Below are 21257 nucleotides of genomic sequence, written 5' to 3' on the forward strand. Positions count from 1 at the left end.
GAAATTTATTCCGCAGAGTAGCTGCTTACAATTTCCTTCGCGACAGAAACGGGATCTCTTCCTGTCGACTCAATCCATATGATCCGTTTGTCTTTTCTGAACCAGGTCATCTGGCGTTTGGCGTATCTTCTAGTATTCATTTTGATGAGGTCTACCATATCCTCGTACCTGATGTTTCCCTGCAGGTAGCGTATCGCTTCCTTGTAACCAACTGTTTGAAGCGAATTGAGTTCAGGGTCGAACCCCTTCCTCAGAATTTCCTTAACCTCATCGAGAAGACCTGAGGTAATCATGTCGTCGACCCGCGCCTCGATCCGCCTGTAGAGGGTCGTCCTATCTACAAGAATTCCAAACTGTATAGTTTTAAAGTCAGGTCGAATTGGAGAATCAGTTCTCATTTCAGAAATCTTCCTGCCGGAGGCATGATAGACTTCGAGCGCTCTGATAATTCGTTTGTAGTTCTGCGGTAAGAGTCCTTCAGCTGCTTCAGGGTCAACGTGTTTCAACTCATCGAGTAGTGCTTGCGGTGTCTCGGTATGAAGTCGATTGCGCAACCGAGTTTTGATTTCCCTGCCGACTTCAGGAGCGTCGAAAAGCCCGTCGACAATTGCACGTACGTAGAGACCCGAACCGCCCACGATAATGGGTGTCAGATTTCTTGAGAAGATGTCTCTCGCGGCGTCCCAAGCGAGCTTGGCATATACGCCAGCACTTACCTCATCCTCGGGTGAGAGGATGTCGACTAGATGGTGCGGAACTTCCGCGCGTTCTTCGAGTGACGGCTTTGCTGTGCCGACATTTAGAACTCTGTAAATTTGTCTCGCGTCTGCCGAAATAATCTCGCCGTTTGCAAGTTTCGCGAGTTCGATCGCTATTTTCGTTTTCCCCGCGCATGTCGGTCCGACGACGGCGATCGCCAACCGGTCAGCCATTCGTGTCTCGCCAGCCTTCTTTCCCTATCAATGGCACAAATTTGAAATCGGCTTTGTCCACTAGTTCGAACTCATTGTTAGCATTGATCTTCGTGACCTGTTTCATTTGCTGGAAATCGTGCGAGCCGACCGGAATGATAAGTCTCCCGCCGATCTTTAGCTGCTCGACCAGCGGTTTCGGGATTTCAGGCGCGCCGGCCGTCACCACGATTCCGTCGTACGGCGAGAATTCCCTCCAGCCGATCGTGCCGTCACTTATTTTCGAAACAAATCTGACGCCCAGACTCTCAAGGACCTCTCGAGCAGACTTCAGGAGAGACGGGATTCGTTCGATCGTAAATACTCTGATTCCCATTGCAGAAAGGATGGCGGTCTGGTACCCGCTTCCCGTCCCGATCTCCAGAACTTTTTCGAGCGGCTGAACATTCAACGACTCTGTCATTACAGCCACCGTATAGGGCTGCGAAATAGTTTGCCCTTCTCCTATGGGAAGCGCTGCATCGTCGTACGCGTGATTCCTTAACGGAACCGGGACGAAGAGCTCCCGTTCGACCTCCGCCATGGCCTTAAGAACACGCTCGTCGGAAATTCCGCGCTCCTTGAGAAGTCTTATCATATCTTCTCTCGCTTCAGAATATTTGTCGAGCAGCTTCCGTTTAGCCATGACGGATCACGAAAGATTTAATAAACACTTTTATGAAACGAAGGATGTCTACGACACGAATCGAGCTCTTCGAGTCGTTGTAAATTGTTTTAACCGGAACCGACCCGATTGAGAATCCTGCAATGGCAGCTTTGATCAGCATATCCGATTCGTACTCGAAGTATTTCGCGCGAGAATCGATTCGTTTCAGCACTCTCGATCTGTAAAGCCTGTAGCCGCACTGACTATCGGCTATGGTTACTCCTGTGCGCCACGAGATCATCCTGGACGTTATCGAGTTCGACATGAACCTGTGGAACGGCATCTTGTCTGAAGAAATTGTTCGCCGGCCGACGACGATGTCATATTTCTCAGACGCGGAAATGAAATTAGGGATTTCGGATGGGTCGTGCTGCAAATCGGAATCCATCGTGATGAGGAGGTTATAATCGAGGTCGAGTGCCTTTTTCACTCCGTCCCTGAGGGACACTCCCTTACCTTTCCTGCGGCCGTGGCGGAGGACCCATGCGCCGTGCTCTCGCGCCATGAGTTCCGTTTGATCAGAAGAGCCGTCATCCACGACAAAGATATCTTCCCGGGGAACATAATCCGACACCCTGGTGATTACATCCCCTATTGACCTGGCTGCGTTGTACGCCGGAATGACCACAGCGATTTTAGGCATCCTCGGCCGCGTGCCTCAAAATAGATTTAGACTCCTTATCCGTAGGACCGGGGAGAGTTTCTTTGAGTCGTCTCCTGAGACCTTCCGGGGAGAGCCCGCGGGTGAGGACGCCGTTCTCTGCGACTGAGATCGTGCCGGTCTCTTCCGAGACTATCACAACGAGTGCGTCGGATTGTTCGGATATTCCGAGTCCCGCCCGGTGACGCATCCCCAGCACATAGCCGCTGATCTTGGTAGTGGAGCTCAATGGCAGGGTGCACCTCGCCGCGTCGATGATGTCGCCCCGCACGACGACTGCGCCGTCATGGAGCGGAGCCTTCGGATTGAAGATCGATACGAGGAGTTCCTTGGACACCTTCGCGCGGATCTCATCGCCGGTTTCGATTGTCGTTCTCAGCGCACTTCCTCTTGCTAGAACGATCAGCGCTCCGTGCTGCCTGTTGCTCAGCTCTGCCGCCGCATCAGCGATTTCGTCCACCGTCTCGCTAATGTCGATATGGATGAAGAATCTTACAAAACTGTTTTTGCCGAAATATAAGAAAAGCCGCCTCAGCTCGGGCTGGAACAGAACTATGAAAGCGATAACCCAAATATTTGTCAAGGTACCGAGCAGCCATCCAAGAGCTCTCATACCCAGTGCCTGCGCGATAAATGAAAGGGCGAGTATCATCAGAAGGCCGATAAATATCTGTGCTGCGACCGTCCCCCTCATGACCTGGTACAACTTGTAGAAAATAAACGCAACAATCGCGATGTCGACGATGTCGAGGAGGGTTACAGTAATGAATCCGATTCTAAAAAGTTCCATCTGTCGATCTTATTCTACGACCAGCCTGCGCCGCAGACTCGAAGTGAATCGCCCGGGGCGATCGATGCTGAAAGTGAGGTCATAACCTTTGTCTTCTGATCGCGTCGGCTACGAGTGCTACGCGCCTCATCTCGCGCACATCGTGGACCCTGACAACGTCGACGCCATTTAAAATGCAGGCAGCGACGGCCGCCGCCGTGCCTTCCAGGCGCGACTCCACGGGCGTTTCAAGTATCTTTCCAATGAAAGACTTTCTGGACACTCCTACCAGGATCGGCACACCGATTCTGCGAAACTCCGACAGCCGTCCGATCAGTTCAAGATTGTGGTCCGGAGTTTTGCCGAAACCGATTCCTGGATCGATCATAATCTGATTGATTCCCTTACCCTTGGCGAACGAAACGGCCTTCGACAGGTACTCGTAAATTTCTCCGATCAAATCATCATAATGCGGATCGGACTGCATGTCCTTCGGAGTCCCTTTGATGTGCATGATGACCACGGACGCGCCGCATGACGCGACCGTGTCGGCCATCTTCGGATCGAAGTGGAGACCGCTGATATCGTTGACTATGTTCGCACCGGCTTTCAGCGCCTCGAGAGCGACCTGCGACTTATAAGTGTCGACGGATAATGCTACCCCGCTACGTTGGCGCAGCTTCGACACGACCGGGACAACTCTTCTAAGTTCCTCGTCGAGCTGGACTATGTCTGCTCCAGGCCGGGTCGACTCTCCGCCGATATCGATAATGTCGGCGCCATCTTTCAACATCTGGAATCCATGCAAGACCGCATCGGTTTGGGCAAAGTATCTTCCACCGTCGGAAAATGAGTCGGGAGTTATGTTCAGGATGCCCATGACAAATGTGCGCTTCCCGAATTCGAATGTAGTATCGCCGAATTTGTAGACTAAGTTTGCGGGAGTGGATTCAGTCATTATGAGTAAATATAAGCAGAACAGTCGGTATTGTCATCACTTACAAAGGCGGACTTTGCCGACCGAATCTTGTTTTTGGGGCTGCCGATGATTAGCTTATTCGAAAGTTCATTTAAAAAAAAGGAAGGTGATACTATTGGTCGGCGTCATTGTTCAAGAGAATGAGCCGATCGACAGAGCACTGAGGCGCTTCAAGAAGAAGTATGAGCGTTCCGGAATTCTGAAAGAATTCAAAAAGCGAACTTACTTCACGAAGCCTTCGGTCCGCAAGCGGATGAAACGCGTAAAAGCTATACGCCGTTCCCAGAAGCTTGCATCGGAACTCGGTTGATACGGAAACCGTCCCGGCAGATGAATTCACTACCGGGACGGTTCTTTTTTAGGGGCACGTTCCAGAATAGCAAGATTGATTCTCTTCTTAGATCCAATCCCCCTGCAAGATTTCAATAATCAGCCAATGCTGTGGCGTACTCCGAATAAGTCAGTCGCTGAAACATGAATAGTTCCGCCCGGGGAAGGTGACGTTAATTCAAGATGTAGATCTGTACTGCGTCTGGCGTCACGGCTGCATAAGCTTTCACGTTCTGACGATTGTTTGAGCCGATCTCCACGCCGTAACCAGAAATGTAGATGACTTGTGCAGGCGAAGCGGTGGAGGCAATACTTGCCCTAACACGGTCCGGGCCAGAAGGTTTCGTTGTGCCGACCGCATATGTCCCGTCGTCATTTTCCGCGTCAGCGATCGTTAGGCCGAAATTCTGGAAGTCCTCTCCCCCGCCCGCCATCGACTTCGGTGCACACACGATCATACTCGCGACTCTTTCTGGAAAAAGGAGAGACAATCACCACGCGTCGATTTAGAAAAGGATCTTAAGAGCTAGAAGGCGAGGAAAGTAACCGTCAGTTGCAGTTGAAAATTGAAATCCTTATTGGCTATCTCAGTCCAAACATGCTGACGGAGTATTGCGCCCAACTCAGGACCGGCGAGAAGTAGAGCATCAAACCGATATTGGGAATCATGAGGATGCTCATGACAAGATTTGACGCGAAACCGAAATTCACGCGCGATGTGTCAGCCGGCTGGGCGAGATACATATTCCGGACAACCTTGACATAGTAGTACAGCGACACGACACTGTTCAAGACTCCAACTATGGCGAGCCAAATGTAATGACTGCTGATCAAAGCAGAGAAAAGATAGAACTTCCCGATGAAACCGAACGTTGGTGGAATACCGGTGAGCGAAAGGAGAAAAACGGTCAGCGCGAAAGCGGCGTACGGCGATCGGTACCCGAGTCCTCTATAGTCTTCGACATTCTCAGTCCGATATTTGTTTGCCACGAGCATCACCACGTAAAATGCCCCGAGGTTCATAAGGAGATAGGCGACAAAGTAAAGTAGCATCGCCGAAATTCCCTGGTCGGTCAGAGTAACGAAACCCATGAGGATGTAGCCTGCCTGCGCGATGCTCGAGTAAGCCAAAAGCCGCTTCATATTCGATTGCCACAGCGCGACGAGATTACCCAGTGTCATGGTTAGGACGGAAAGTACAGCGATAATGTCGGTCCAATTGAGATTTTTGAAAACCTCCCACGTTCCAGTAACGACAGGCTGCGCTGAAACATCTATGAAAGCGATCTTGAAAAATCTGATCAGCATTGCGAAGCCCGCCGCTTTCGAGGTCACCGAGAGGAACGCGGTTACCGTAATCGGCGCGCCTTCGTAAACGTCAGGGGTCCAGAAATGGAACGGCACCGCGCTGATTTTGTACCCGAACCCGACAAGCATCAGGACAATCGCGAGAAGAATGGTAATCCTCGGCGCCCCGCCCGCGGCTATCGACTGGTTCAGGGCATAAATGTTCGTTTCACCAGTGAGACCGTAGAGGAGTGAGATGCCGTAGAGCATCAGTCCTGACGAAAACGCTCCGTATATCACGTACTTGAGCGATGCTTCGTCGGCCCGCGCGTTTTCTTTCGTGAAACCGGAAAGTATATACGATGAGATACTGACGAGCTCCAGCGAGAGATACATCATGAGGAGGTTTGTGGCGCCGGCCATGAAGAAAGCGCCAATCGTCAGCGAAATTATGAATCCGAAATACTCGGCATACTTTGTTGAGACTGTTTCGAGTTCTGTGCTCTGCAGCGAAAAAATTATGACGAGGACTCCAGTCGCAAGGAATATCACCTTGAAGAATTGGCTGAACGGGTCGACAGCATACATACCGCTGAATACCAGATCGTTCGAGCCGGCCTGCTTCGATACGAACCAACCTGCCAGCGCGAATCCTGCAAGTGCAGTTATGGCGGGAATGTATTTGCTCCTCTTCCTTCCGAAAATGGAGGTAAGGAGAGTCAGGACGAAGAAAACGGAGAGCACCGTCTCCGGAATTACGTAGCCCAGACTCTCATATATGCTCTGTACCATTCTTAAAATTCTCTGCTGTTAATTCTTGAATTCAAATTCCGCCTCTCGCAATTGACAAACTTAATCTCGCGATCGCTGCTCACTTCATCGCCGGCATTCCGGCACCGACTTTCTGGACGAAATCGACGAGGTGGTTAACTGTAGCGTTCATCGGGTGCAACAGGATGGACGGGAATATCCCGAGAAGTATCACTACCACGATCAGCGGAACGAAGGCGACCATCTCGCGGCCGCTTACATCGGTTAGTCCCTTCCACTTTTCGGGAAGCTGACCGAGGAATACTCGCTGAAGTGTCCAGAGCATGTAGCCTGCCGTCAGGACAATTCCGACGCTCGAGAAAATCGTAATCCATCTAAAAGTCTGGAAAGCACCGAGATACGACAGGAGCTCGCTGACAAATTCGCTGAGACCCGGCAGCCCGATCGCCGCAAAGAATGCCACCGTCATCACTCCGGTGTAGACCGGCATCTGATTCGCAAGACCGCCGAAGTCATTGAGTCCTCTTGTGTGCGTACGATCGTAAATTACGCCCACGATTAAGAAGAGCATTGCAGTGACGACACCGTGGTTAAACATCTGAAGCACCCCTCCAGCCACGCCTTGAGTATTCAGGGCGGAAATTCCGAGAAGCACGACCCCCATGTGGCTGATGCTTGAGTAAGCGATCAACTTCTTGAAATCCGTCTGGGCCATCGCGCAGAGTGCGCCGTAGATAATGTTGATGAACCCGAGAACTGCCATCGGGAACGCATACTTCAGCATGGCATCGGGGAAAATCGGAAAGCTGACCCTCAGGAGTCCGTAAGTTCCCATTTTCAGCAGGACACCTGCGAGGATCACGCTTATCGCGGTCGGCGCTTCCACATGAGCGTCCGGCAGCCACGTATGGAACGGGAACACTGGTACTTTAATCGCGAATCCGATGAAGAGCCCGATAAATGCGACATACCTCCAGTAGGTTCCAATTCCGCCCAGAAGAGAACCCGCTTCGTAATTCTTCGGATCCATCATCGCGAGCATGTTGAACGTGTGCATGCTCTGCCCGGAGGCCGGATCGGTCACCCGAACGCTGAAGTAAAGTCCTAGCATGACAAGTAAAATCAGAACTGAACCGAGAAGTGTGTAGAGGAAGAACTTGATAGCCGCGTATTCCCTCCTGGGTCCGCCCCAGATCCCGATGAGGAAGTACATCGGAAGAAGCATGAGCTCCCAGAATACATAAAAGAGAAACATATCAAGCGCGACAAAGACTCCCATCATGCCGGTATCAAGGAGAAGATAAAGTGTGAAGTATCCTTTCTGCGCTTTCTCGATGTTCCATGATGCGATAACGCCGACGAAGGAGATGAGAGCCGTCAGCATAACCATCGGGAGGCTCAGCCCGTCGATGCCCAGGAAATAATCGACCGCGACGCGTCCAAACCATGTCACACCCTGAAGGTCAATCCAGCTCGTTTTCTCGACGAATTGGAAATTGTTAGGATCGTTGATCCCGGTGAGTGGCGCGCTGTAATTCATCCAGATAAGCGCGGCAAAGGTAAGCTGCAAAAGCGTCGCGCCAAGCGCCACCCACTTCATCACCTTCGTACCCTTTTTTGGAATGAGTAGTACCACGGCCATTCCCAGGACGGGCAGGAATGTTATCCATGTCAGATACCCGATTCCAAGAAATTGATGAAACATTAGACCTCCGACAGTAATTCTAAATTCTCAATTTTCAATTCAGTACTTCTCCTGCACCAACCTCCAGCGAAATTCATCCGATCCTTCAATTCAAAATTCGAAATTAACCATTCAAAATATTCTTTTAAAGTTGCCTGAAAGCAAAGAACAAAATTATCACACCAAGAAGTGCGAAGACGATGTAAGTCTGGACCTTTCCGGTCTGGATCTTTCGGATACCCGCGCCGAAAAGGCCGGTTATCCACGCCACAAAATTTACGATACCATCCACGATCACGTTGTCGAACTTTCCACTGAAAGTGGACCAGCTTCTGGTAACAGAACCCGCGCCGTCGACAATCCCGTCTATGACGTGAGAATCGAACCACGCAGACATCCTGCTAATCAGAAGGGTTCCGCCGATCACGGTCGAGTCGTAGAGCTCATCGAAATACCATTTGTTAAAAAGGAAATTGTAAACCGGTCTGACTCCCTGCTTCAGTTTCTCCCCGTCAATCTTCTTCCACTGGTAAACGAGGAATGCGGCAAGAATCCCGAGAAGCGCCATCGTCAAAGAGAGTCCAATCCCCGGCAAATGCGTCTTTTCAAGGACGATATTGTAGGGATTGGTATGAGTGACAGTACTCGCCTCGCCCGCTGCGTGGTTCTCCACAATCGTAAGCTGCAAATAATCCCACGGGTATTTCTGATAACCGGGCACAATCGTCGCAGGTTTTGGGACCGACTTCATAACCCAGCCATCTTCCGGACTGAACGGGTTGAAGCTGTAAAAAACAAAAAGGGACAGTGACGCAAGGACGACGAGTGGTATCGTCATTACAGCGGGCGACTCCTTCGCGTGCTCAAACTTTTGCTGGTCGCGCGGCTCACCGTGAAACGTCATGATAAGGAGTCTGAACATGTAAGCTGCAGTAAGGAAGACGACTCCGTACGCGACGACCGGTATCAGGTAATTTCCCGTCAGGAACCCGTAAGTAAGAGTTCCCGCAAGTATGCTGTCCTTGCTCAGGAATCCTGAAGTGAACGGTATACCGGATATTGAAAGAGTAAAGATCACGAAGCACAAATAAGTTATGGGCATCTTCTTCCTCAGCCCGCCCATCTGCCTCATATCCTGCTCGTGGTGCATTGCGAAGATGACCGAACCGGAGCCGAGGAACAATCCCGCTTTGAATGCGGCATGCGTGACCAAATGGAAGAAGCCGGCCGAGTACGCGCCCACTCCGAGTCCCATAATCATGTAGCCGAGCTGGCTTATCGTGGAATATGCCAGGACTTTCTTGATATCGTTCTGCGTGAGAGCAATTGTAGCGCTGATGAAGGCAGTCGTCACGCCGATATAAGCGATCACCGTCAGCGCGTCCCCGGTAAGCATTGGGTAGACCCTGGCGACCAGGTAGACGCCTGCTGCGACCATCGTAGCCGCGTGGATCAACGCGCTGACCGGCGTGGGGCCCTCCATCGCGTCGGGGAGCCAAACATGGAGAGGAAATTGGGCGGACTTACCGACTGCCCCGCAGAAAATGAGAATCCCGGCCGCTGTAAGCCACGTCCCCGAAAGTTGACCCCTCGCGATGCCGCTGAAAATATCTCTGAACAGGACGGTATGAAGCTGTGTAAAGAGGATCATGATTCCGATGAAGAATCCCATATCGCCTATGCGGTTGACGATAAATGCTTTCTTCGCCGCATCGCTCGCAGATTTCTTCTCGTACCAGTGACCGATCAAAAGATATGAGCAGATCCCGACAAGCTCCCAGAAGATGTACATCATCAGTATGTTGTTCGCCAGTACGATGCCGAGCATTGAGAAACTGAAGAGCCCGAGATAGGCAAAATACCTTGAATAGCGAACATCGCCCCGCATGTACGCGAGAGAGAACATGTGAACAAGTGCGCTTATCAAAGTGACGACGACGAGCATTATGGCCGTCAAATTGTCTATCGCGATTCCAACATCAAGCACGAACCCCTTTACGCCGAGGACCGGGCTGAGGTCGATCCAACGCAAAGTGAAATCGATGGTCGGAACAGCGAGCAAGAAAACCTTTTCGACCATTATAAAGACGGACAGCCCCAGAGCAACAAACATAATTCCCGTCTCGAAGATGTCCTGTCGCGGTATTGCTTTGCTGAAGAATATGAGCATAGCAAATCCCGCCAGCGGAAGAAGAAGTACCGCGAGCGCCAGGTTTATCAGCGTGCTTTCAATTGGAGACATTAATCAAATTCTCAATTGTTAATTTTCAATTCTGGTATCACAAATTTCATGCTGCAGTTACTTGATCTCACCGCATCAACTTCGAGACTCAGAATCAAGCGGTCCTCTCGTCTAGTTCTTGAGTTTGTCAACATCGTCGACATTGACTGTGTTTAGCTGCTGGAAAATGTTGAGCACGATCGCGAGGAGGATCGCAGCTTCAGCCGCCGCAAGTATTATGACAAAAACTGCGATAACCTGACCGGTTAAATTCATCATCCCGTATCTTGTAAACGCGACGAAATTTATGTTCGCGGAATTGAGTATCAGCTCTATTCCCATCAAAACCATTATCGCGTTTTTTCGCGAGACCACTCCATATATCCCGAGCGAAAAGAGGATCGCGCTGACAACAAGGAAGTGGTAAAGCCCGACGTGAAGTGACATTACTGCGCCCTCCTTTCTCCCGAGACTCTGGGGAGCTTCTCTCGCCGCGCAATGATTACAGCACCGATAAGTGCGACAAGAAGAAGGATTGAGGCGAGTTCAAACGGCAGGACAAACTGCGTCATAAGCAGTGCGCCGATCGGCCTTGCGGTCTCTTCATATGGTGCCATGTTGACGGTCGGCCATTTTGTCGTGGTCAGGATTCCGACGAGTGTTCCCGCAACGGCGCCAACAATCAGGACAGCCGGGATAGTCTGGAGGACGCCGCGTTTCATCTCGACATCGTACGCCCTCGAGGTCAGCATAACTCCGAAAATTATCAGAACCATGATGCCGCCGACGTATAATAGTATCTGCGTTATCGCGATAAAGTCGGCGGCGAGGAGAACGTACAACGCAGCAACACCGAAGAAAGCGAACAGCAGCGCGAATGCGGCGTAAAGAATATTTCTTGAAAAGACAACCCCCACCGCGCTGACGATCGTCAGCGCAGCGAATGCATAGAAAACGAGGTCGTACCAGTTCATTTCAACTCGTCTTATTTTCGTTTTGATCGGCGGGTTTATCCGGTGCCGGTGGAGCGGGTTGAGGTGCCGGTGCTGGACTAGGCGGTGTTGCTTGAGGAGCAGGCTGTTGAGCTGCCTGAGCCGCTTTCTGTGCCGCTGCCGCTGCAGCTGCGGCGGCTTTCTTTGCGGCCGCTTCCCGCTCCGCTTCTTGAGCTTGCTTCAGCTTGGATGAGGCCTCCTCAGCCGTCAGCGTCGTAAAATTGTAATTGAGATTTGTCCTGTCATACTCAGAGAATTCGTAAACACTTGTCATGTAGATGCATTCGGTCGGACACGGCGGAACGCACAATCCACAATAGCAACACTTCGCGAAATCGATGTCGAATTTCGTTACCCAAAGGCGTTTCTTCTGACCCGTGGAAGTCACACCAAGATCCTCGGTCGGAAGAGATTTTGCGGTTTCGATCGTGATGCAGTTGACCGGGCATGCCATCGCACACTGGTCACAGCCGATGCAGTCGTCCATGTTGACGTACAGCCTGTTGCGCCCGCGCTCAGGGATGCCCATCCTCTCGTCGGGATATTGAATCGTTACAGCCGGAGTGAAGAGGTGTTTCATCGTTATCTTCATTCCGATGAGTACCGTCCAGAAACCTTTTCCTATATTTTTAAAATACTCTGCCACCGAATTCATCTCGAGTTCTCCATTTATCCGCCGAGTACCATCCAGAGACCCACTGCAAAAATATTTACGAGCGCAAACGGGGTGAGGATCTTCCAGCTGAGATACATTAGCTGATCAACACGAAACCGCGGAAGGGTCCAGCGGAGCCACATCTGCACGAAGATCAGTACCATTCCCTTTGAAAGGAGCCAGAACGCGCCCCACACGGGACCCGACATGAAAGTACCGAACGGGCTGTTCCATCCGCCGAAAAAGAGGACGGACGCTACGGCCGCAACGGTGAACATGTTCGCGTACTCGGCGAGATAAAAAATCGCGAACCTCATTCCGCTGTACTCGGTATGGTAACCGGCGACCAGCTCAGACTCAGCTTCTGGGATGTCGAATGGTGATCTATTCGTTTCAGCGAGCGACGCGATGAAATAAATAATGAACGTGATGAATAGAAACGGAAATTTCCCGAACACAAACCAATTCCAGAACCATCCGTGCTGCGCCTCGCAGACGTCATTCAGATTGAAACTTCCGACCACCATTACAACTGCGAGCACCGCTAGAGCCGAAGGTATCTCGTAGCTGACAAGCTGTGCCGCTGTCCTCATTGCGCCGAGGAGGGACCATTTGTTATTCGAAGACCATCCCGCCATCAGTATTCCGAGCACCACGATCGCGCTTATGGCGATGATGTAGAAAACTCCGAGGTTGATGTCGGCGCCGATGTAAGCCGGGCTGAAAGGTATCGCGGCATAAGCTGCATACGAACCCATGAACACCAGTATCGGCGCGAGAATGTAGAGCAACTTATCCGCTGCAGAAGGAATTATGTCTTCCTTCTGTAGAAGTTTTGTCATGTCCGCCAGTGGTTGGGCCCAGCCGTGCCACTTACCCGTGCGCATCGGGCCGAGCCGGTCCTGCATGTGTGCGGAGATTTTTAGCTCCAGCCAGATTGCCACCAGGGCGTAGGACAAGATCCAAACGAAAGGCAGGATGCTTGATATCAGCGATCCCCAGAATCCTGTCCCCAAATAATATGTAATGAAATTATGCATGTAAGTAATTTTGAATTTTCAATTTCATATTTTCAATTTGAAATCCATTTCCTGACAATTCAAAATTCATTTGCTCTACCTATCAACCTCCCCGAGGACTATATCGACGCTCCCTATAATCGCTATCATGTCGGCAATAAGATATCCTCTGGAGATTTCCGGAAGGAGACTCAGATTAACGAAAGATGGGCCGCGCGCCTTCACCCGGTATGGGTTTCCCGATCCGTCGCTGATGATGTAGTAACCGAGTTCACCCCGAGCGGTTTCGCTTCTCACATAGACCTCGCCGGCAGCGGGTCGAATCCGTTTCGGGATCGCCGCTTGAACATTTCCGTCGGGTATAGCGTCGATAGCCTGCTCAATTATCCTGAGACTCTGTTCCATTTCCCAAACGTGTACCATATACCTGTCCCAGCAATCGCCGACCGTTCCCACATCTCCTTTTCCCACCACGACTTCAAAATCGAACTTGTTGTAGATCGAGTACGGATCGTCCTTGCGAAGATCCCATTTCACACCCGAACCTCTGAGGGTGGGCCCGCTTGCACCGTAGTTTATCGCGACATCAGCCGGGAGGACGCCCACATTCGCCGTGCGTTTTACGAAGATTTCGTTATAGCTGAGAAGATCATTGAGTTCTTTGATTGTCGGCCGAAAGTGCTTGATGAACGCCTTGGTTTTCTCGGCGAAACCAGGAGGAACATCATGCGACAGCCCGCCCGGCCACATATAATTGTAGAGCAGCCTCGCGCCGCAGGTCGTTTCAAAAATATCCAGGATCATCTCGCGGTCGCGGAAGCAATATAGAAACGGGGTGAACGCACCGATATCGAGGCCGTACGTGCCGATCGCGACCAGGTGGCTCGCGATTCTCTGGAGCTCAGCCATTATGACGCGGATGTACTCGACCCGCTCGGGGATCTGAACGTTGAGAAGCTTTTCGACAGCGAGAACATACCCGAAGTCATTTCCCATTGAAGAGAGATAGTCCATCCGGTCGCAATACGGTAGTACCTGCTGGTAATTCATCGCTTCGGCATGTTTCTCGAAGCACCGGTGGAGGTACCCGATGTGTGGTACGGCATCGACGACCACCTCGCCGTCGACGACAAGCTGTACCCTGAGGACGCCGTGCGTAGAAGGATGCTGCGGTCCCATATTGAGGACCATTTCTTCAGTACGCAGCTCTGCCATTTATACCTCTAAATTTTCTTAATCAGAAAAATATGTTCAGCTACTCGCTCGGGGGGATATGCGGGCGGCATCAAAGACTTGCGTCGCCGCCAATTTTCGATTCTAATGGAAGTGCCTTCTGCTGCCATTCAGTATGGCACTTTCATTCCCTGATAATATTCCTGTACTTTGTAATCCTTCCTTAGGGGATAGCCCTGCCAATCGTCCGGCAACAAGATCCTCCTCAGATCGGGATGATCGATAAAAGTAATTCCATAAAGGTCGAAAGCTTCCCGCTCGTGCCAGTTGGCCGTCTTCCAGATAGATTCGACGGAAGGGACCTCAGGCTTGTCTTTCGTAACTTTTACTTTCAAAACAATCTTGTGCTTGTGTGACATTGAAGCGAGGTGGTATACGACCCCGAGATTCCCGTCGTTGAAGTCGACTCCTGACAGACACATCAGGTAGTCCAGCTTCAGCGATTCATCTGCTGCAACAAACCTCGAAATATCCTGGATGAGGTCGGGACGGACGTATATAAACGGCTGTATGACACCTTCAGATTTAAACTCGACAATCCCGTCGGGAAATTTCCCTTTTAATTTGTCGTGTATCTCGGACGCGTTCATCGACTCAGGCCGCCTTCACGGTTTCAGTAGGTGTAGTCTTCGGTCTCACCCTGCTCTCACGTCGTATCTTATCCTGGAGTTTCATTAATCCTTCGAGGAGTGCTTCAGGGCGAGGAGGGCATCCCGGCACATAGACGTCCACCGGTATCACTCGGTCCACACCCTTCAGGACATGGTAACCATGCTCCCAGTACGGTCCGCCGCAATTCGAACACGAACCCATCGAGATCACGTATCGCGGCTCGGCCATCTGTTCATAGAGTCTCTTGATTCGTGTCGCCATTTTCAGCGTCACAGTGCCCGAAATAATAATAACATCGGCCTGGCGAGGCGTCGCGCGCGGGATGACCCCGAACCGCATTATATCGAAGTGCGACGCTGAGGCGGCCATCATTTCTATCGCACAGCACGCGAGACCGAAGTGCATCTGCCACAGCGAAGAGAGCCGCGCCCAGTTGAGAAGATTATCCAGAGAAGTGATTACAATATTACCGTCTTCGAACTGTTTATCGAGCAATCCCATTATTTCACTCCGGCATGGACGGAAGTTGCCTCCGTCGTCCTGCTCCGCACATAATCGATGTAGCGCGGATGTGGTTTGTCCCAATCGAGATCGCCCTTCACCCAAACGTATATGTAACCGGCTACGAGCACGGCCAGAAAAATCATCATCTCTACGAACGCGAACATCCCGAGTTTCTGGTAGACGAGCGCCCACGGAAACAGGAACACGACTTCAACATCGAATATGAGAAAGATGAGGGCGATTACATAATACCTGACGTTAAACTTTACCCAGCTCTCGCCAACCGGTTCTTCACCACACTCATATGTAGTGAGTTTCTCCGCGCTTGGTCTGTGTGGCCTCAGCAGTCCCGCAGCAAAAATGGCAACGGCAACGAACATCGCTGCAACGATCAAGAAGAGAAGTATTATCCCGAACTGAGAGAGCATTAACAACTCCGAAAAATTTTCGCGTTCAATTTAAACCTCGATGGAAGGAAAGTCAAGGAAGGTCAGGCAGCAACAAAGATATTAAAGTTCCTGGATCGAGACTTACTCTAAACAATTTCGACGACACACAACCACATCGCTATCTATATCGGAATCCTTTGGCAACATTTGAGGGCGGTAGTGACTCAACTTATCGCAATGCATCATGCTTAACTTGGATCATCATTTATTTCTAGAGCCCGAAGCACGCCCGTACCGGAATGTTCCTATCCAGTGTTCGGGGTGACACTAAGAATTGAAATTGAGTCCACCACTTTGAGGCCAGACATTTTCTCTTCCGATCATGACGTTTTGTAGTCATTAGCATTGCGGAGAGTAACGACAACGAGAACTATTTTCAAGTAAGTACCTCTTTGTGTCGCGCAGCAAGGCTTCACACCAACCGCTAAGACGATTTGAGACTGTTCGACTCTCTTAACTCTCTCAACGACGAAGAGAAGTTTTGAAAACCCACCTCGTGAACCATTCTGATTCCTTTGCTCATCCCAGTGACGTAGTAGCTGTCAGGAGTGGGATATTCAACGTGAGTATCTGGATGGATCATCTTATGAAGGTACAGTCCAACAGTCTGCATCTTACCTCCTGTCGCGGCGATGATTAGCCGTTCATGAAAGCCGTATACATCATAGACATTCTTGAGCACTTGAACCGTCTCACGATAATCCAAAGTGCTCACTGTCCTCGTCAACCTGCCTTCTTCATCTAACGGATTGTCAACCGAATATTGCTCGATGAGCTTGGAGTGAATTTCCTGTGTTGCCAGCTCACGCCATTTGAAGTCTGCCCTCGCAGGTCGACCGTTCAGGAAGATGAGCCTGTGCGGCGTTAATGTTCCCAGCATATGTCTAACGAGTTGCTCATTGAAAGAAGTAAAAGCCACCATTGTGACGGGTTGACCCTGCATCCTAATGCTGCTCAAGCATCTTGCTCTCAAGATTGATTCCGATCCGCGACTTGGAAACTTCGCGATTAGACCCATCTCGGATCTGGATTTTGTGTATTCGCTTTCTGAAGGGGCATATTCCTCAGCTTCTGAATAAATAATCCTTAAGGTCTTCTCATAAGGGGCAAGACCGCACAAAAGAACCAAAATTAGGAATTTAGTCATAGCGGTAATGTCAACGATAATCTCTTCAACATCTTGGAGGACGGCTGCCAATTTCTCCCCGATCGTGTCCTCTATACCCATCGGACTCAGCACATCATATTTGATTTCACCGATTTGGGAACAGCCCAGACTTGAGAGAATATCCTTGACTTCGTTTACTCGATTCTTCCCTTTTGCATGTATATACCTAAACATGATGGCACTGTTTAGAGGGATGGCATGATCCTTCGCCAGTTTAGGCCACCCGAGCGCGCGGTCCTCGAAGCCGTAAGCACCGATAAAAAGCCTGTTGAGTTTTGAAAAGTCCGTGGTAGCGGCAAGCAATGCTGGCAAATTCATTTTCTTTTCTTCTTCGACAATTGCAAACCAGCGATCTCAAGTTGAGGCGAGCGCTTCTTCATATCTTTGCCGGAATGTGCCTTCCCATGTGATCCTTTCCTCTTTTTGTGTCGTTTCCAAGCGTCGAAGAACTCATTAGGATTGACCAACAACTGCTGGAATTGTTGATTATTCAAATGGATGTGGTCGTGGCTAGAGAAGGTTAGCTTCGAAAAAGGAATCAGGACTCTGTTCAAATAAAGTCGTGGTGTCATCATTCCTCTCACGCTTTTCCCGCGCCAGTCTTGCAAAAAGACGTGCCATCGAACAAGCCCTTCATAGAAAGGAATGGAAGCGGAGTTGAGATCGAACTTATCAATTATTTCCAACCTAAATGCCTGTTTAGGATTCATCCTACCTTGATTTGAAACAAGTGGACCCTGAGTCATCTCGTACCTTGAGACGTTCACAAAAGCTTCCACTATGTTCTTCAACTGAACTCCGAATGGTTCACCTATCTTGGTAGAAGAAGGTCCCTTTTCCCAGAGTGTCGGGTCTCTGACAGACTCAATAAAAGTAAGGAGTTCGCCGCCAGCGGACCGAAAAACCCGATCCTGGATCTCAGAGTCTACTTTGGTCTTGCCCTCCCTTAGGTTTCCATTCGCCTCCCGAAGAATATCAACCAACATTTGAATCATTATTCTGACATCACTCGACCACATGCCTATGAATGCCTCAAATCCATGGTAATGGATTGTCTTCTTCTTTCCCCTCTGGGTTGCTTCCCTCATAAGAAATGCCAACTCATTGTTTGAAATTGACATTTTCCCCAGTACGTTCCGGAGGCCCAAACTCTTTCCCTTCAGACTGGGGTGGCGATCGATTCGTGGCTTGAAGATCCTTTCAAGAAATTTCGCCTTCGATTGTGGATCCTGGTGAATGCTTTCGGTCGCAAGATCTATCAACTCAAAATCTTGATGTAGCTCGAGTGGCTTCCCCTGTAAACCCTCCCTTGAAAAACTATTGGATGATTCCGTTGAAACCTTGAAAAACAATTTGCTGCGACGTTTGAAGATAATCGGATTCAATGCTTTCTGAACATCCTTAACAACTGTGGGAATAGTGTAATCGTCAAGGAACATATACATGGGCTTTTCTCCTACCCAACGAGCATTGGCCTCCAATTGTGCTTGAAGCAGGTCCAAGAAATCAAGTCTAGCAAGCGGCCAATTCTGTATTCCTTGATACTTTCCAAATTTTGTAATTCTGCATCGCTCTTTTTCATTTTCAATAAAAGCTCTCACGTGGTTCAGAACGTTCGCATTCTCCGGCAAAGTTGCGTACCTATTCCCGAAGCTTCTTGACATAAATAAATTCAGCCAGTCGTACTTCTCAATCTGTTCAATTCCGAACTGCCCCATAGTCTTCGTCACTTCAGATAGCCATGCTAAGTGGAAGTACTGAATCAACTGTTGCTCGATGGCTGGTCCAATTTTCTTCGGAAGCCAAGGGAAAGCCTCAACAAACTCCCGACAATTAAGATAGAATCCCACAAATTGATCTGAGCCTTCAACTTTGGATGGCTCTCCAATCACTTTGTCCATGAATACTGTAAGCCGTCTAAAGGACATTGTCTTTCCGCATCCGCGCGCACCGGTTAGCACAACGTTGTTTCTACTCAATAAGTCTTCGGCGGCGGGAAACTCAGGAACAAACAGATCCTTCCATTCCTCGACTCTATAACCTAACGCTTCGGCAAATAGATAATCCCCAGGAGTTTTGATGTCTTCCTTCTTCGATGCCGCAGCCGATTCTCGATCGGCATCAATAGCGAGCGCTTCAAGTTCATTTAGAAGCAACTCAACATTACCCTCATAGGCACCCTGCGTTGCATCCACTTCCAGCAGTCTCTTGTTGATAAAGCCGTACAATTTCTGCAGCATTAACTTATCTCTCGCATCGAGATCCGCCTGCTCCAACCTGCCCATAAGACTCGCCGTGATCGAGAACAATTGACGAAAATCGTCCTTCGGCACGACCTTATTGTGTGATCCACCGTATCCGAAGTCCGAGATCCAAATCGTCTTAGGGCTGTTGGGAATTCGCTGATCTGGGTCTCGAATAAGGATGTTCCCCTCATGGAGATCACCATGGCTGATACGAACTGCTTTACACGCGTGAAGAACCTTGAGAATTGTCTTTAGAATTTCTTCGACGAAAGCCAAATCAAGCGGCCAACTGGGCGCGGCCAGATATTCCCTTAGATTGAGCCCCGGGATATAGTCCCAAAGGATCCAATAAAAAGGCCTGTTGTTCTTGTCAAAGTTTGAACCATGCGCGTGGTAGGGAACGACATTGGGGACCCCCCTGAGTAGGATGACCTTCTCCAGCTCTCGTTCCCAACCGTACCTTAGATCTCCTTCCGCAATCACCTTACACGCAAGCCGGTCGTTTTGCGTGAGGCCTTCTGCTAAATAGATCTTTCCAATACCACCCCTATTGATGAACTTCGCTATCGTATAGGTCTCGTTGAGCTTAGTCCCAACGTAAGCGTCGTCGGCTGACTCAGTCTCAATCATCTTGATCTACGCTTTCCGCAAGACAATTATTGTCTCAGTTTTGTTACCTGAATAGCGTCTTCTCACTCTTCGATCAGCTGGTATTTCATCAGTCTGCCGATAAACTAATCTGTACCCTGAAACATCCTTCTTAGCTATTTCTAGGACAAGATCAGGCAAAGTCATGCCATATGAGCGACTATAGGAGTCCCCCAGCACTAAAATACAGTAGCCACGCGGTGTGATAATCTCGTGCCAATATGCCAGCGAGTGTTTCATCAAGGAGACAAACTCACCCTCACGCGGTGAAATCAAGTTATCCAGTTCCTTCCAATCGGAGTACCCGACCAACCAGAGCCTGAGCCTGTTGTCACGCGCGTAATCCAATTGCCGCATGTAAGGCGGACTGGTAATAATTGCATTGACCTTACGACTCGGCGAAAAGCTTCGGGCATCTCCTAACTCACATTGTCTCGACAAGCTGAAGTCCAGTTCTGGAACCCGTTTAAGAGCACGCTCCACCTTCTTCCAAAGGCGTTCCATTACATGCCGCTGGTCATAAAGCTTAGGATATTTCGAGGGAGGATATTTTTTCTTTCTTAGGTACGGAACAGTGTGGCTGCTGGGAAAGGACAAAAAGCCTGGCCTTTGGTGGTGGAGAATCCCTAAGAGGCACGAGAGCAGAAAGTCATTCTTGTTCAGCGCTTTTCTCCATGCCATAACTTCTCTCAGAGTTTCAGGATGGAAAAAAGACCTCACCCAAGTGGGAATTATTCGCAAATCTACGGAGAGTTTCATCTTATCGATTCTTCTTTCCATCCTGTCAAGCGTTGAGTGAGCATCTTCCAGAGTGTCAGGCGGAAAGAGCTTCCCTCTCCCCAGTGTGACTGCGTACGGATTTCGATCTACTCCAACAACGTTTCTTCGCTTCAACCAGCCCTCCAAAAGAACCGTACCAGATCCACAGAAGGGATCATAAAGCAGTTCTCCCACCTTAGTGAATTCTTCAATCAAACTTCCCGCCATCGACGACTTCATCTTTCCGATGTAGGGCGATAGCTGGTGTAAAGATGATTCTTTTGTGAGTGCGCTTCCGCTCCAGTCACTCAGTGTGGGTCTACGCGATCCGTCGTTTCTCATAAGTCACTTTATAAGTTTCCTCATTGGCTTCATCTCTCTTTCGAGGCGATTCGCTTAGACGTATCCGGTAAATGTAAACGTGTGCTTAGTTCTCACTAAACACAAAGAAGAACGTATGATTCGAAAAATATCACAGCAAGTGTGTCCGCTGAGGATTGATGATGGACAGCGCGGCGTTCCCTGGACAAGCTCGCGACAGTCCTGTTAGCACCCTAATAAAATGCCTACTTCCGGCTTGCCGCTCATAGTCGCCGCAGACACCAACGCCCGCAGAACCGCTCTAATTTCATAAGAAAAGAAGAATGATGCAA

At 49.9% G+C, this 21257-nt stretch carries 21 protein-coding genes; 1 reads left to right on the plus strand and 20 read right to left on the minus strand.

Features of this window, described 5'->3' with window-relative positions; all coding sequences use genetic code 11:
* Nucleotides 1-5: 5 nt before the first annotated feature.
* The 5 genes from miaA to folP form a co-directional block, all read right to left on the minus strand.
* Nucleotides 6-932 carry a tRNA (adenosine(37)-N6)-dimethylallyltransferase MiaA gene (gene miaA / locus VIS48_01225; protein ID HEY9164759.1) on the minus strand — a complete coding sequence of 309 codons (927 nt, stop codon included), beginning with the start codon at nucleotides 930-932 and terminating at the stop codon, nucleotides 6-8.
* Nucleotides 925-1596, minus strand: a complete 672-nt coding sequence (locus VIS48_01230; protein ID HEY9164760.1) for a protein-L-isoaspartate(D-aspartate) O-methyltransferase — start codon at nucleotides 1594-1596, stop codon at nucleotides 925-927. Before VIS48_01230 ends, miaA begins: the two co-directional genes overlap by 8 nt.
* The gene (locus VIS48_01235) at nucleotides 1589-2260 is read right to left on the minus strand and encodes a glycosyltransferase family 2 protein (protein ID HEY9164761.1); all 672 of its coding nucleotides are present in this window, start codon (nucleotides 2258-2260) and stop codon (nucleotides 1589-1591) included. Before VIS48_01235 ends, VIS48_01230 begins: the two co-directional genes overlap by 8 nt.
* Nucleotides 2253-3068 carry a diadenylate cyclase CdaA gene (gene cdaA / locus VIS48_01240; GenBank protein HEY9164762.1) on the minus strand — a complete coding sequence of 272 codons (816 nt, stop codon included), beginning with the start codon at nucleotides 3066-3068 and terminating at the stop codon, nucleotides 2253-2255. The genes VIS48_01235 and cdaA overlap by 8 nt, the downstream gene beginning before the upstream one ends.
* Nucleotides 3069-3147: 79 nt before the next feature.
* A complete protein-coding gene (gene folP / locus VIS48_01245) occupies nucleotides 3148-4005 on the minus strand; it encodes a dihydropteroate synthase (protein ID HEY9164763.1) in 858 nt (285 codons plus the stop codon).
* Nucleotides 4006-4141: 136 nt separating this feature from the next.
* Here folP and rpsU point away from each other — a divergent pair, with 136 nt between their 5' ends.
* Nucleotides 4142-4336: a 30S ribosomal protein S21 gene (rpsU, locus tag VIS48_01250; protein HEY9164764.1), complete on the plus strand. Its 195-nt coding sequence runs from the start codon at nucleotides 4142-4144 to the stop codon at nucleotides 4334-4336.
* 193 nt (nucleotides 4337-4529) lie between these two features.
* Here the strand turns inward: rpsU and VIS48_01255 are convergent, their stop codons facing one another.
* The 15 genes from VIS48_01255 to VIS48_01325 all read right to left on the minus strand — a co-directional run bounded on the left by VIS48_01255 (nucleotide 4530) and on the right by VIS48_01325 (nucleotide 20946).
* Nucleotides 4530-4814 (minus strand): hypothetical protein, encoded by a 285-nt coding sequence (locus tag VIS48_01255; GenBank protein ID HEY9164765.1) that lies wholly within the window; start codon nucleotides 4812-4814, stop codon nucleotides 4530-4532.
* A 124-nt stretch (nucleotides 4815-4938) separates the two neighbouring features.
* A complete protein-coding gene (locus tag VIS48_01260; GenBank protein ID HEY9164766.1) occupies nucleotides 4939-6435 on the minus strand; it encodes an NADH-quinone oxidoreductase subunit N in 1497 nt (498 codons plus the stop codon).
* A gap of 79 nt (nucleotides 6436-6514) precedes the next feature.
* Nucleotides 6515-8119 carry an NADH-quinone oxidoreductase subunit M gene (locus tag VIS48_01265; protein HEY9164767.1) on the minus strand — a complete coding sequence of 535 codons (1605 nt, stop codon included), beginning with the start codon at nucleotides 8117-8119 and terminating at the stop codon, nucleotides 6515-6517.
* Between the two features lie 124 nt (nucleotides 8120-8243).
* Nucleotides 8244-10340, minus strand: coding sequence for an NADH-quinone oxidoreductase subunit L (gene nuoL, locus VIS48_01270; protein HEY9164768.1), 2097 nt, complete (start codon nucleotides 10338-10340; stop codon nucleotides 8244-8246).
* Between the two features lie 111 nt (nucleotides 10341-10451).
* Nucleotides 10452-10766 carry an NADH-quinone oxidoreductase subunit NuoK gene (gene nuoK / locus VIS48_01275; GenBank protein ID HEY9164769.1) on the minus strand — a complete coding sequence of 105 codons (315 nt, stop codon included), beginning with the start codon at nucleotides 10764-10766 and terminating at the stop codon, nucleotides 10452-10454.
* Nucleotides 10766-11293 (minus strand): NADH-quinone oxidoreductase subunit J, encoded by a 528-nt coding sequence (locus VIS48_01280; GenBank protein ID HEY9164770.1) that lies wholly within the window; start codon nucleotides 11291-11293, stop codon nucleotides 10766-10768. Before VIS48_01280 ends, nuoK begins: the two co-directional genes overlap by 1 nt.
* 1 nt (nucleotide 11294) lies before the next feature.
* A complete protein-coding gene (locus VIS48_01285; protein ID HEY9164771.1) occupies nucleotides 11295-11966 on the minus strand; it encodes an NADH-quinone oxidoreductase subunit I in 672 nt (223 codons plus the stop codon).
* Between the two features lie 14 nt (nucleotides 11967-11980).
* On the minus strand, nucleotides 11981-13006 hold the full coding sequence (gene nuoH, locus VIS48_01290) for an NADH-quinone oxidoreductase subunit NuoH (GenBank protein ID HEY9164772.1): 1026 nt from the start codon (nucleotides 13004-13006) through the stop codon (nucleotides 11981-11983).
* A gap of 75 nt (nucleotides 13007-13081) precedes the next feature.
* Nucleotides 13082-14200 carry an NADH-quinone oxidoreductase subunit D gene (locus tag VIS48_01295; protein ID HEY9164773.1) on the minus strand — a complete coding sequence of 373 codons (1119 nt, stop codon included), beginning with the start codon at nucleotides 14198-14200 and terminating at the stop codon, nucleotides 13082-13084.
* Nucleotides 14201-14328: 128 nt separating this feature from the next.
* Nucleotides 14329-14808 (minus strand): NADH-quinone oxidoreductase subunit C, encoded by a 480-nt coding sequence (locus VIS48_01300; GenBank protein HEY9164774.1) that lies wholly within the window; start codon nucleotides 14806-14808, stop codon nucleotides 14329-14331.
* A 4-nt stretch (nucleotides 14809-14812) separates the two neighbouring features.
* On the minus strand, nucleotides 14813-15331 hold the full coding sequence (nuoB, locus tag VIS48_01305) for an NADH-quinone oxidoreductase subunit NuoB (GenBank protein ID HEY9164775.1): 519 nt from the start codon (nucleotides 15329-15331) through the stop codon (nucleotides 14813-14815).
* Nucleotides 15331-15762, minus strand: coding sequence for an NADH-quinone oxidoreductase subunit A (locus VIS48_01310; GenBank protein HEY9164776.1), 432 nt, complete (start codon nucleotides 15760-15762; stop codon nucleotides 15331-15333). Before VIS48_01310 ends, nuoB begins: the two co-directional genes overlap by 1 nt.
* Nucleotides 15763-16207: 445 nt before the next feature.
* On the minus strand, nucleotides 16208-17269 hold the full coding sequence (locus VIS48_01315; protein HEY9164777.1) for a hypothetical protein: 1062 nt from the start codon (nucleotides 17267-17269) through the stop codon (nucleotides 16208-16210).
* A complete protein-coding gene (locus VIS48_01320; GenBank protein ID HEY9164778.1) occupies nucleotides 17266-19827 on the minus strand; it encodes a hypothetical protein in 2562 nt (853 codons plus the stop codon). Before VIS48_01320 ends, VIS48_01315 begins: the two co-directional genes overlap by 4 nt.
* Before the next feature lie 6 nt (nucleotides 19828-19833).
* The gene (locus VIS48_01325; protein ID HEY9164779.1) at nucleotides 19834-20946 is read right to left on the minus strand and encodes a DNA methyltransferase; all 1113 of its coding nucleotides are present in this window, start codon (nucleotides 20944-20946) and stop codon (nucleotides 19834-19836) included.
* Between the last annotated feature and the right edge of the window lie 311 nt (nucleotides 20947-21257).

It is taken from the genome of Candidatus Kryptoniota bacterium, from assembly GCA_036567965.1.
Lineage (GTDB): Bacteria > Bacteroidota > Ignavibacteria > Kryptoniales > JAKASW01 > JAKASW01.